This is a genomic window from Streptomyces sp. NPDC002867 (assembly GCF_053591895.1).
The window spans coordinates 36803-49055 of record NZ_JBSFUR010000016.1; the positions used below are offsets into that span (position 1 = coordinate 36803).

A 12253-nucleotide genomic window follows, 5' to 3' on the forward strand; every position below is an offset into this window, starting at 1 on the left:
CGGCGCAGAGAATCGCAGGAACGGGCCATCATGCGAAAGCGGACCGACCGGCGAGGGAATTCTCGGGTCGAGGCGCTGAAAATGGGTGGCGCCATCCGGTGCGGGGAGACCGGGCGCCGAGTACGGGGAGCTCTGGACGGACTGGGGGTCCGGAGCCTCGAGTGGAGCATCCGCCGTACTGAGGGGCTGCGGAGCTCTCACAATCATGCCGCCGGTGAAATCGCCACGGCGTGACAAAGGGGCTGTGCCCTGAAGTGGAACGAGCTGGGGCCCGCACCCAAGGTGCGGGCCCCAGCTACGAACTGTGCGCGTCAGCGTCAGGCGGGAACGATGTTCTCCGCCGTCGGGCCCTTCTGGCCCTGCGCGATGTCGAAGCTCACCTTCTGGCCTTCGAGCAGCTCGCGGAAGCCCTGGGCGGCGATGTTCGAGTAGTGGGCGAACACGTCAGCGCCGCCACCGTCCTGCTCGATGAAGCCGAAACCCTTTTCCGCGTTGAACCACTTCACGGTGCCAGTAGCCATTTTTGAATCTCCTTCGGGGCAGTGCATCGGACTCCGCACTGTGCGGAGTCCGTGTCGCCGTGATGATTGCCCTGCCCGCGAAATGACGGGAAATACAAAAGAACTCTCGTTGGCTTGTGAAGCCGGTGAGGGCGCTTGAAGCTCTGGGAACCACAACTGCAACTGATGTCGACAGTAGCACGCCCGCGATCGGCCGTGCGCGGCGAGTAATTTAGCTCCGCCTGTGATGTCAGAAACCTCATCAGGTGCTGCGTCGATTTCTCATTTCGCGGGCACAGATATTGGTTGGTCCGGAACACAGCGTCGGCTCGAGGGGCGGTCATTCAGCATCTCGATGAGACTCGTCGGCAGGCCCCGCTGCGGGACATGATCACCGGGTCGGTGCTGAAACTTGCCGGTTGAATGTGTCGCTCAGCCGCCCTGCCCGTGAGCCACCTCGTCCTCACCGGCCACGACCAGACCAGGCAGGTACTCGGCCATCTCCTCGCGCGCCTCGGCCGTGAGCCCCGTGTCCGTCACCAGCGTGTCCACGTCCGACAGCCGGGCGAACGAACTCAGGCCCACCGTGCCCCACTTGGTGTGGTCCGCGACCACCACGACGCGCCGCGCGGCCTCCACGAGCCGGCGGTTCGTCTCCGCCTCCGCGAGATTGGGCGTCGACAGACCCGCCTCCACCGAGATGCCGTGCACGCCGATGAACAGCACGTCGAAGTGGAGCGACCGGATCGCCTGATCCGCGACCGGCCCGACCAGCGAGTCCGACGGCGTGCGCACGCCGCCGGTGAGCACCACCGTCGCGGCCCCCGGCCGCGGGCCGCCCGCCGGGCCCGTGCCACGGGCCGAGTGGAAGACGTCCGCGACGCGCACCGAGTTGGTCACCACGGTCAGGTCGGGCACGTCCAGCAGATGGTGCGCGAGCGCGTACGTCGTGGTGCCGCCCGACATGGCGATCGCACTGCCCGGGACCGCGAGCCGCGCCGCCGCCCGCGCGATGTCCTCCTTGGCGCTCAGCTCCAGCGCCGACTTGGCCTCGAACCCCGGCTCGTGCGTGCTCGCCTCGACGACCGGCACCGCTCCGCCGTGCACCTTCTCGACGACGCCCTGGCGGGCCAGGGCGTCCAGGTCGCGGCGCACCGTCATGTCGGAGACGTTCAGCCTGCGGGTGAGTTCGTTGACCCGCACGCCGCCGCGCCGTCGGACCTCGTCGAGGATCAGGGCACGCCGCTGCTCCGCGAGCAGGTTCTGGTTGTCGCTCACCGCCGGGGGACCGGTCCTTCCGTGTCGTCGCCGCATCGGGTCACAGCGCCTGTCGGCCAGGGTTCCTCATCCTCGCACGCGTCCCTTGGGCCCGGCTCGGGGAGATTCCGTAAGTGCCGTGCGGCGCACGGTCATGATCCGGGATTCTGGTCACGAAACGCAGCACGGCCGCGCACCCGCCGTTCCCTTCACCCACCCCGCGACGAGAGAGCGAGTCACCTCAGTGTCCCCTGCCACCCCGGCATCGCACGGTGAAGGGCCCGCGCTGGAGCTGCTGGTCCACGGCGTCGGCGGAGCCACTCCGCAGGACATGCTCAAGGACCCGCGCACCGTCCGGATCACCGGCGACGACAAGGCCGCCGTGCACCGGCGCGCCGACGACGCCGAGGCCGAGCAGCACCCCGAGGAGTACCTCGACCGGCCCGTTCCCGAGGCGTACTGCTGGTCCAACCTCACCTCCGGCAACGGTGCGCGGGCCCTGTGGCTGCTGTTGCTCCCGTTCATGGTCGCCAACCTCGCCCACTGGATGCGTCCCAAGGCGAAGGACAGCCGGCGCACGACCCGCCTGTACGGCGCCCTGGTGCGGCTCGTCGCGCTGAGTCTCACGATCCTTCTGACGGCCGCGGCCTGCGAGGTCGCGCTGGACCTGCTGGCGTGGCAGTGCGCGGGCTCGGCCGCGTGCAGCGGGGAACGGGCCTGGCTCGGATTCCTGTCGGCCGAGCGGGGCGGCTGGTGGTCCCAGCCCGGTCGGCGGCTGGCGCTCGCGGCCGTGGTGCCCGCCGCGCTCGTGGTGCTGCTGTGGTACCTGTCCAACCGCACCTGGAGCGCGTACGAGTCCCAGCGGCCGCCGACCGCCGCCGACGGGTGCGTCGCCGGCGTCGACTCCGATCACGGTGACGGTGTCGGCTCCCACGACGGTGACGACTTCGACGGCGATGAAGACGCCGAGGACGGCGACGAGTCCGACGAGGTGTCCCACCACGAAGGGGGCGGCGCGCAGGCCCCCGGGCCGCGCAGGCCCTTCGTGCGGCCCGCGCTCGGCAGGCCCGGTTTCTGGTACGGCCGCAGGCTCGTCGCCCGGCTGCGCGCCGCGCACACCGCGGCCGGATTCCTGACCGTCGCCGCCGCGGTGGCCGGCGCCGCGGCCCGCCACGACCGCTCGGCGGACGACACCCTGCTGAAGGCCTGCGGCGTACTGCTGGAAACCGCACTGGCCCTCGCCGGCGCCGCGGTGCTGTGGGTGGTGCTGCGCAGGGGGCGCAGCGAGAGGCGGGTCGACGCACGGATCGACGGGGCCGTCGTACGGTATCTCCCGGGCGCCGCCCTGGCGTTGCTCGCCCTCGCGCTCCTCTACGCCGCCTGGTCCCGGCCCTCCTGGGAGTCGGCGGCGACACTCCCCGGCGACGTCACCTTCCGTGTGATCGCCCTCGCCCAGGGCGCGCTCGTCGTCGCCCTCGCCGTGGTCGCCCTGCGGCTGCACCGCCGGGCACGCCACCCCCGCGCTGTGCTCCACGGCTTCGGCGGGCCGGCCGTCGCCATGCTCGCCTGCGCGCTCGGCGGCGTGATGACCGGCGGCGTGGCCCAGCGCGTCGCCGACTGGCTCGACGGGCCGGGCACGCCCGGCATGGACGAGCACGGCGCCATTCCCGGCCCGCCCGTCCTGCTCAGCTGGCAGGCCGCCGTGATACCGGTGCTGCTGACCGTGCTGCTGCTGCCCACGCTCGCCCTCGCCGTACGGACCTGGGTCCTCGGGCGCCGCCTCGGCCCCGTCGTCGAGGCCGAGTACCGCGAGGACCAGCCTGATCCCGTCCGCACCCGGCGCATTGCCGGCACCCGCGCCCGGGCCCGACTGACCGACGACGCACCCCTGTTGGTCGGCCTCCTGGCCGGGGCCACACTCCTGCTCGGCATCGGTGCCGTCGTCGGCGCGTGGGTGAGCGGAGAGGTGCCGGGCCGCGCGTTCGGTGACAGCGACGGCTTGACCGAGTCCACGGCCGAGGCCGCCCAGGCGCTCGGCTCCTGGCTCGTCGGGTTCGGTTTCCTCCTGTTCGTCACCATGGGGCGGCGCGCCTACCGCGACGCGTCCGCCCGGCGCACCATCGGCATCCTGTGGGACGTCGGCACGTTCTGGCCGCGCGCCGCCCACCCGTTCGCGCCGCCCTGCTACGCCGAGCGGGCCGTACCCGACCTCACCTGGCGCATGTGCACCTGGACGGAGCGCACCGGCGGGCGGCTCGTGATCTCCGGACACTCCCAGGGCAGTGTGCTCGCCGCGGCGGCCGTGTGGCAGCTGCCGGAGGCCACCCGCCGCCGCGTCGCCCTGCTGACGTACGGATCACCGCTGGAACGCCTCTACGGCCGCTGGTTCCCCGCCTACTTCGGGCCGGAGGCGCTGCGGGAGCTCAACAGCCAGATGGACTGCTGGCGCAACCTGTGGCGGACCACCGACCCCATCGGCGGGCCGGTGCTGGTGCCCGCTGCCAACGGCCACCCCGACGTCGACCGGGACGCGCTCAAGGACCCGCTGGTCCACGGCCGTTCGGGCCGCTACCCGCTGCCCGAGCCGATCCTCGGGCACTCCGACTACCAGGCCGACCCGTCGTTCGCCAAGGAACGCGCGCATCTGCTCGACCGGCTCACCCCCGCCGTGCCCGCTCAGGCCAGGATCGAGCCCTGACCTGGCCGCGAGGGCTGTCCGGCCCGATCCGCCGGACAGCCCCTCAGGGCAGGTCCGGCAGATCCTCGGAGTAGAGCAGGCTCAGATCGTCGGTGCTCATCTCGACGAGCTCCGCCACCCGCACCGCGTGCCGCTCCACCATGGACTCGAACGTCTGCCGTGCGGTACGGCCGTTGCCGAAGGCCGGTCCCTTCGGCAACGCCGTGAAGTACTTCAGCAGGGCCTCCGCCGCTCCCTCGCCCAGCCGGTACTCGTGCTCCTCGGCCTGCTGCTCGACGATCCGCAGCAGCTCCTCCGGCGCGTAGTCCGGGAACCTGATGGTCCGTGAGAAGCGCGACGCCACCCCGGGGTTGACGTTCAGGAACCGCTCCATCTCGGCGGTGTACCCCGCGACGATCACCACGACCGCGTCCCGGTGGTCCTCCATCAGCTTCACCAGGGTGTCGATCGCCTCCTTGCCGAAGTCGCGGCCGGAGTCCTCGGGCGACAGCGCGTACGCCTCGTCGATGAACAGCACACCACCGCGCGCCCGTTCGAACGCCTCCTGGGTGCGGATCGCCGTCGAGCCGATGTGCTCGCCGACCAGGTCCACCCGGGACACCTCGACGAGATGGCCGCGCTCCAGGACCCCGAGCGAGGCCAGGATCTCGCCGTACAACCGGGCGACCGTCGTCTTGCCGGTGCCGGGGGAACCGGTGAAGACCAGATGGCGGCGTACGGAGGCGGCCTTGAGCCCTGCCTCCTGGCGGCGCCTGCCCACCTCGATCATGTTCGTCAGCGTGCGTACCTCGCGCTTGACGCTGTCCAGGCCGACCAGCGCGTCCAGTTCACCGAGGACGGCTCCGGAGCTGCGCGCCGGCTCGGCGGCGGGCGCGGCCGGCCCCGCGCCTTCGCCGGCGGCCGGGGGAGCGGCGCTCCGGGCGGCGGGGAGGGCCGAGAGCAGGCCGGGGGACTGCGGGGCGGCGGGCAGCACGGCCATGGCGCGCTCGGCGCCGGGCCGCACCGTGCCGCTCTCGTCGCTCGTGCAGTCCTCCACGATCGGTCCGTCGTCCTCGCCGAACTCGTAACCGCCGCGCGCACAGCGCTCGGTGCGGCAGCGGCTCAGCATCGTGCGGCAGCCGTCCATGATGTGGAAGCCGTAACCGCCGCTGCCCGTCACCCGGCAGTCGCGGAAGGTGCCCCGGCCCTCTGCCGACACGTAGAAACCGGCCTCGGCGGGCGAGGTGACCGTGCAGCGCTCGATCAGCGGGTCCGCTCCCTTGGTCACGATCACGCCGGTCTGCGCCGCGTCGATCGTGCATCCGTTCAGCGTGCCGCCGCTGCCGTGGTCACGGAACCAGGCGCCGGTGGACACCTCGCGGATCCGGCAGTCGTCGAGCTGGGCGGTGGCGCCGTCGCTCACGGAGACCGCCGTGTTGCGCACCTGGGAGAGATCGCTGTCGACGACGTCGGCGCGCGAGCCGCGGTCCAGGACGAACAGGGCGTCCGGGACGTCGTGCACACGGCAGGAGTCGAGCACGGCGGTCGCGCCGTCACTGACCCAGACCGCCGGGTAGTCGCCCGTACTGTCGTGGATCTCGCACTGGTTGGCGTCCACCCGCGTGCCCGGGTCCCACACGGACAGGCCGTTGCGCCCGAAGCGGCGCACCGTCGAGCGGGTGAGCGTGAGCACGGAACGGGACCGCAGGTCGATCGCGTTCTCCGGGATGTCGTGGATGTCGCAGTCGGAGAGGGTGAGCACCGCATCCGTGTCGAGCGTGACACCGTCCGCGGTGGTGCGGTGCACGGAGGAGTCGGTCAGATGCGCGGTGGCTCGCGACGCGATCTGCACCCCGCTGCCCTTGACCTCGTAGATCTCGCAGCCGACGGCCTCCAGGCCGGTGCCCTCACCGGTCACGGTCACGCCCGCGCCGGAGGCGTGGTGAACCCGGCACCGGTCCAGACGGGGATGGGCCCCGCCGCGCACCGACACCCCCGACTGACCGGCGGCGACCACCTCGCACTCCTCGAACACGCCGCTCGCGCCGTCGAGTACGGCGATGCCGACACCGGCCGGGTTGTCCACGGTGCAGCGGCGCACCGTGGGGCGTGCGGCACCGCGCACCTCGAGACCCGCCGCCGAACGGGTCACGATCCGCAGGTCCGTGAGCTCCGGTGCGCCGTCCTCCACGAGCAGCGCGGGGGCCGCCGAGTCCTGGCCCTCCACATGAAGGTCCTGGACGGTGGCGGACGCGCGCACGATCAGCGGAACTCCGTCCACCGGCGCGATCCGCACCGAGCCCACCGCGCCCTCCGGCCCGCGCAGCGTCACCGCCCGCTGGACCACGAGATTCTCGCGGTACGTTCCCGGGGCCACGGTGAGGACGTCGCCGTCGCCGGCCGCCTCCAGAGCAGCGGCGAGGGACGCGTACTCACCTGTGCGGCGCCGCCACCGCGATGTGCCGGTGTGCGTCACCTGGACCGAGCCCTGTGCCATGGCGCTGCCTAGCCCCCACCTCGTGTTTTCGTGCATCGCCGCGCCGCTCACGGGGACGCGTCCCGCCCCCCGCGTGGGGGTCGCACCACCGTAGCGCGCGCGGCGGACGGGAGTTGACGGGACCGGGAGTCAGCTGCCGGCACCGGCCCGTCCCCAGTCCGGACCCACCGCGGCCCAGGCCCGGTCCAGGTCGGCGAATCTGCGCCGCACCAGCCGCCAGAGCACGATCCGTCTGGCACATTCGACGAGCAGGCCGAGGGCCAGGGCGGCACCGACCCCGGCGAGCGTCGCGTGCACGCGGGCCGTGCCGGGCTCCATGGGGCGGGGGACCATGCGGCCGGAACCGTCGGTCCAGACCGTGAACGTGGCACCCGTGCGTGAGGACCGCAGACCGGTCGTCAGGCTCCCCGTGCGCCGGGTGCCGTCGGGGGCCGTCCATTCGGCCGCCACCGCTCGGCGCTGCTCGCTCGCCGCGGTGGACTCAGTGTCGAAGGCCGCGGGGCCCGCCACGGTGGCCGGTCCCAGGACCGTGGCCGTCGTGGCGTGGCGCTGCTGGCGCTGGATCCGCACGGACTGCCGCAGCGACTCGTCCGTCAGCGTGCCGGTGATCCAGCCGACGACCGGGGCGGCCGTGACGAGGAGAAGCGCCGCGACGAGGGCCACCCACGCCTCGGCGAGGTCCGTTGCACGGCGCAGGGGATTGTGCCGCCAGCGCCAGATTCCCGCGGCTGCTCGCACTGCTCGCCACCCCCTTCTGTGTCCGTGACAGTCCGATACGACACGGAACAAGGGCGGGTCGCGCGAAGAGAGAGCAACGTCACCCCCTCCCGTCGGCCCCCGTGTCCGTCGCGAGGATGTCCTCGCGACGGGTCCAACGCAGGGCGCGCCGCGAACGGTTCCCGCCGGACGGCGATTTCCACGGAACGGGTACCGGAGGGCTCTGCGGGGTGCCCAAGGCTGGGCGGACCGAGGGCGGTGCGGCGACGTGCGCCCCCGGCGCGCGGGCGCACCCGGGCGCCGGGGGCCGCTCCGGCAGACTGCCCCGGCGGCGATCCGGCGCACGGCCAACACCGTTCGTGGAGCGCCCCGTTGCACGGGAACCCCGGCCGACGAGTCGGCCGGGGTTCCACCGGTGGTCTCCCCGCATTCCCCCGCGGCTACGCCACCGTGCGCCGGGTGCGGTGCGCTCCCTGCCGTGGCGTGCCGCGTGGCGGCCGACCGGAGGGGGCGCCGTCACCGGCCGCCGTCACTGTGCCGTCAGTACCCCCGTCCCTGGTACGGGCGGTTGTACGGGTCGTCGTACGGCGCGGGAGAAGGTGCGGGCCGCGGCGCGGCCGGGCGCATCGCCTCGTACCCGGTGGCGACCGGCCGCGGCGGCTGCGGCTGGCCCTGGTACTGCGGGCCGGGGTACCCGCGGGGTGCCGACACCTGCTGCGGGATGTACGGCGCGGGCGCGTGCTGCAGCGGTACAGGCTGCGGCGCTTGCTGCGGGTAGCCGTAGGCAGGGGCCGGTGACGGTGCCGCCGGGAGGGCGGGCAGGGCCGCGGGGAGCGCCGGCAGGTAGCTGCTGCCGGTGTCGTACGCGGCGGGCACTCGGATCGGCGCGATCTGAGGCGTGCCCCGCTCCGCGACCAGAGAGTCGTAGATCGGGGTGTCGGGGAACGACGGCGCGGAGTAGTAACCGCCGCCGTAGGTGGCGCGGGGGGAGGTCATGGCACATAAGTTAAGCCCACGATGTGCTGGTTGGGGAGCCCGATAAGCGGGTTGTTTCGACAGCTCTGAGTGACCACGGATCCCCAATTCGAGCGAATCAGGCAAAAACGGTCGCTCCGACGTCTCGCTTTCGTGTAAAGGGCAAGCGTAGAGAGGGTTACCGGCGGGTCGGGCTCGATCGGGTGGATGTATGCGGAATAGGTTGACGATGAATGAACTTCCGGGCGCAGGAACCGAAGCGGTGAGGGGGCGGTCATGTCGATGCTCAAGGGAGCCAACACCGCGGTGCAGGCGCAGCGCGTCCGCGTCGAACTGGGGTGGCGGCCGGGGCCTGGCGTTCCGGACATCGACGCCTCGGCGCTTCTCCTGGCCGGCGGGAAGGTCCGCTCCGACGCCGACTTCGTCTTCTACAACCAGCCCGCGCACGCCTCGGGAGCCGTGCGCCACGAGGGGAAGCGGACCGGCCAGGGCGCCGCCACCGACGTGGTCGCCGTCGACCTCGACCGTGTCGAGGCCGGAATCGACCGGATCGTGCTGGCCGCGTCGGCCGACGGCGGCGCGTTCGGCCAGGTGCCCGGGCTGCACATCCGCGTCCTGGACGCGGCGTCCGGCGCCGAGGTGGCCCGTTACGACAGCAAGGACGCCACCGTCGAGACGGCGTTCGTGCTCGGCGAGCTCTACCGGCGACAGGGCGCGTGGAAGTTCCGCGCGGTCGGCCAGGGGTACGGCACCGGAGTCGAGGGTCTCGCCACGGACTTCGGCATCACTGTGGACGAGCCCCAGCGCCCGGCGGCGCCCGCTGCGGCCGTGCCGCCGGCGACGGCCGCCCCGGCGACTGTCGCCGCCTCGCCCGTCGCGGCTCCGCCGCCGCCTCCCGCCCCACCCGCAGCGCCTCCCGCCCCGGTACGGCTCACCAAGATCACCCTGACCAAGGAGGCCCCGTCCGTCTCGCTGACGAAGCAGGGCGGCACCTCGGGCGCGATGCGCGTGAACCTGAGCTGGCAGGTGCGCAAGCAGTTCCAGGGCTGGGGCGCCAAGCTCGGCCGCGCCGTCGCCATGCACGGCGACCTCGACCTCGACCTGTGCGCCCTGTACGAACTCACCGACGGACGCAAGGGCGTTGTCCAGGCCCTGGGCAACGCCTTCGGCGCACTGCACCAGCCGCCGTACATCCACCTCGACGGCGACGACCGCACCGGCGGCACACCCGGCGAGAACCTCACCATCAACCTCGACCACAAGAGCGCCCTGCGCCGGGTCGTGATCTTCGTGACGATCTACGAGGGCGCGCGGAGCTTCGCCGACCTCGACGCGACGGTGACGCTGCAACCCCAGCACGGCGCCGCCATCGACTTCTCCCTCGGCGAGTGCACCGTGCCCTCCACGGTCTGCGCCCTCGCCCTCATCACGAACACCGGATCGGACCTCGTCGTCCAGCGCGAGGCCCGCTTCCTCGTGCCCGACCGGGGCGTCAGCCCCCAGCGCACCGTCGATCACGCCTACGGCTGGGGCATGAACTGGACGCCGGGCAGGAAGTGACGCCCGCCCGACGGGTGTTCAGCGGTCGGGCGCGGCCTCGGGCCGGGCGTAGGTACGCCCCTTCCAGGCCGCGCCCCTGCCCCGGTGGTGCTGCACCGCCGACTCGACGGTCATCAGCAGGTAGAGCAGCGCGGTGAACGGCAGCGTGGGCGCGAGCAGCAGCGGCTGGCGGTAGTAGCGAAGCATCGGCGCGTACGTCCCCGCCATCACCGCCCAGGCGAGTCCGGCCGCCCACGCGGCCACCGGGTCGCCCGCCGCCGTCGCCGCCGCCAGCACGACGGGCGGCGCGAGATACACCAGGGCGAGCCCCGCCACCGTGGCCGCCAGCACCAGCGGGTTGTGCCGCAGCTGCGCGTACGCGCTGCGGGACACCATCCGCCACAGGTCCGCGAGCCGCGGATACGGGCGCACGCTGTCCACCCGCTCCGCGAGCCCCAGCCAGACCCGGCCGCCCGCGCGCCGCACCGCGCGCGCCAGGGAGACGTCGTCGATCACCGCGTGCCGGATCGACGACGGGACGTTCGCCCGCACCGCGGTGGCGGTGCGCAGCAGGACGCACCCGCCGGCCGCGGCGACGGTCCGCGCGCCGGCCGAGTTGATCCAGCGGAAGGGATAGAGCTGGGCGAAGAAGTAGACGAACGCCGGGACCACCAGGCGCTCCCACCCGCTCTCGACGCGCAGCCGCGCCATCTGGGACACCAGGTCGTACCCGCCCGCGCCCGCGTCGCCGCTCCCGTGGGCCGCCGCCACCAGCTCGCGCAGGCTGTCCGGCTCGTGGGCGATGTCCGCGTCCGTCAGCAGCAGGAACTCCGGATCGTTCGCCCGGGCCAGGGCGATCCCGTGCCGCAGCGCCCACAGCTTCCCCGTCCAGCCCGGCTCCGGCTCGCCCGGGGTCACGACCCGCAGCGGCAGCCCGCCGTGCCGCTCGGCGAGCGAGCGCGCGACCTCGCCGGTGCCGTCGCCGCTGTTGTCGTCCACGAGCACGATCTCCGCGCGGCCCGGGTACCGCTGGCCGAGCAGGGACGGCAGGCTGTCCGGCAGGACGGCGGCCTCGTCCCGCGCGGGCACCACGACGGCGACATCCGGCCACACGGCGGGGGCCTGCCGCCCGGGCAGGCGCTGATCGGTGCGCCAGAAGAAGCCCTGACCGAGCAGCAGCCAGCACCACGCGGCCAGCGATCCGAGGGCGGTCCACGCAAGGGCGCTCATGCGCCGCAGTCTGCCCCACGCCGGCGGGCCCGCGGCGGCGGTCGACTATGGTGACCGGGTGAAGATCGCGCTCATGGACTCCGGACTCGGCCTCCTCGCGGCGGCCGCCGCCGTACGCCGACTGCGGCCCGACGCGGATCTGGTCCTCTCCTCGGCTCCCGACAGCATGCCCTGGGGGCCCCATACGCCCGACGAGATCACCGAGCGCGCGCTCGCCGTGGCCCGCGCGGCGGCAGCCCACCGTCCGGACGCCCTGATCATCGCCTGCAACACCGCCTCGGTGCACGCTCTGCCCGCGATCCGTGCGGAGCTGGAGCCGGACCTCCCCGTCGTGGGGACCGTGCCCGCGATCAAGCCCGCAGCGGCAGGCGGCGGCCCCGTGGCCATCTGGGCCACCCCGGCGACCACGGGCAGCCCGTACCAGCGCGGACTCATCGCGGAATTCGCCCACGCCGTCGACGTCACCGAGGTCCCCTGCCCCGGTCTCGCCGACGCCGTCGAGAGCGCCGACGAGGCGGCGATCGACCGGGCGATCGCCGCAGCGGCGGCCATCACGCCGCCTCACGTCGGCGCCGTCGTCCTCGGCTGCACCCACTACGAACTCGTCGGTGGACGCATCCGCGCGGCCGTGGCGGCCGACGGTGACGGGGGCGCCCTCGCCCTCCACGGCTCCGCGGACGCGGTCGCCGCCCAGGCCCTGCGCCGCAGCGGTGCCGCCCCCGCGCCCGATGCGGCGCCGAGCGGCCGGATCACGGTCCTGCTCAGCGGCCGGGAGTCCGAGCTGCCCCCCGCCGCCCTCGCCTACGCCGAGGGGCGCCTGCTCCAGGCGGTCACCCCCGCGGTCTGACGCCGCCCGCACCG

At 73.3% G+C, this 12253-nt stretch carries 9 protein-coding genes; 3 read left to right on the plus strand and 6 right to left on the minus strand.

What is annotated here, in order from left to right; genetic code table 11:
* Positions 1-317: 317 nt before the first annotated feature.
* Together ACWD0A_RS17570 and ACWD0A_RS17575 are read right to left on the minus strand one after the other, a co-directional pair.
* Positions 318-521, minus strand: a complete 204-nt coding sequence (locus ACWD0A_RS17570) for a cold-shock protein (protein ID WP_004986771.1) — start codon at positions 519-521, stop codon at positions 318-320.
* Positions 522-932: 411 nt separating this feature from the next.
* Positions 933-1778: a DeoR/GlpR family DNA-binding transcription regulator gene (locus ACWD0A_RS17575; RefSeq protein WP_451298987.1), complete on the minus strand. Its 846-nt coding sequence runs from the start codon at positions 1776-1778 to the stop codon at positions 933-935.
* Positions 1779-2001: 223 nt separating this feature from the next.
* Between ACWD0A_RS17575 and ACWD0A_RS17580 the strand changes: the two genes are divergently transcribed.
* Positions 2002-4455, plus strand: coding sequence for a hypothetical protein (locus tag ACWD0A_RS17580; protein ID WP_451298989.1), 2454 nt, complete (start codon positions 2002-2004; stop codon positions 4453-4455).
* A gap of 43 nt (positions 4456-4498) precedes the next feature.
* Here ACWD0A_RS17580 and ACWD0A_RS17585 read toward each other — a convergent pair whose 3' ends face one another.
* From ACWD0A_RS17585 to ACWD0A_RS17595, 3 genes are all read right to left on the minus strand, one after another.
* Complete coding sequence (locus ACWD0A_RS17585; protein WP_451298991.1) at positions 4499-6931, minus strand: right-handed parallel beta-helix repeat-containing protein; 2433 nt, start codon at positions 6929-6931, stop codon at positions 4499-4501.
* A gap of 129 nt (positions 6932-7060) precedes the next feature.
* Positions 7061-7669, minus strand: a complete 609-nt coding sequence (locus ACWD0A_RS17590; RefSeq protein ID WP_451298993.1) for an Rv1733c family protein — start codon at positions 7667-7669, stop codon at positions 7061-7063.
* Between the two features lie 519 nt (positions 7670-8188).
* Positions 8189-8644, minus strand: coding sequence for a DUF6643 family protein (locus ACWD0A_RS17595; RefSeq protein ID WP_451298995.1), 456 nt, complete (start codon positions 8642-8644; stop codon positions 8189-8191).
* Between the two features lie 255 nt (positions 8645-8899).
* On the opposite strand from ACWD0A_RS17595, the gene ACWD0A_RS17600 reads away from it, so the two are divergent.
* The gene (locus ACWD0A_RS17600; RefSeq protein ID WP_451298997.1) at positions 8900-10183 is read left to right on the plus strand and encodes a TerD family protein; all 1284 of its coding nucleotides are present in this window, start codon (positions 8900-8902) and stop codon (positions 10181-10183) included.
* 18 nt (positions 10184-10201) lie between these two features.
* On the opposite strand, the gene ACWD0A_RS17605 is transcribed toward ACWD0A_RS17600, so the two are convergent.
* On the minus strand, positions 10202-11392 hold the full coding sequence (locus ACWD0A_RS17605) for a glycosyltransferase (RefSeq protein ID WP_451298999.1): 1191 nt from the start codon (positions 11390-11392) through the stop codon (positions 10202-10204).
* Between the two features lie 58 nt (positions 11393-11450).
* On the opposite strand from ACWD0A_RS17605, the gene ACWD0A_RS17610 reads away from it, so the two are divergent.
* The gene (locus tag ACWD0A_RS17610) at positions 11451-12239 is read left to right on the plus strand and encodes a glutamate racemase (protein ID WP_451299001.1); all 789 of its coding nucleotides are present in this window, start codon (positions 11451-11453) and stop codon (positions 12237-12239) included.
* Positions 12240-12253 lie beyond the last annotated feature (14 nt).

Coding starts and splice junctions, on each gene's coding strand:
- ACWD0A_RS17570 (WP_004986771.1), bottom strand. CDS start 521: ATGGCTACTGGCACCGTGAAGTGGTTCAACGCGGAAAAGGGTTTCGGC.
- ACWD0A_RS17605 (WP_451298999.1), bottom strand. CDS start 11,392: ATGAGCGCCCTTGCGTGGACCGCCCTCGGATCGCTGGCCGCGTGGTGC.
- ACWD0A_RS17585 (WP_451298991.1), bottom strand. CDS start 6,931: ATGGCACAGGGCTCGGTCCAGGTGACGCACACCGGCACATCGCGGTGG.
- ACWD0A_RS17600 (WP_451298997.1), top strand. CDS start 8,900: ATGTCGATGCTCAAGGGAGCCAACACCGCGGTGCAGGCGCAGCGCGTC.
- ACWD0A_RS17595 (WP_451298995.1), bottom strand. CDS start 8,644: ATGACCTCCCCCCGCGCCACCTACGGCGGCGGTTACTACTCCGCGCCG.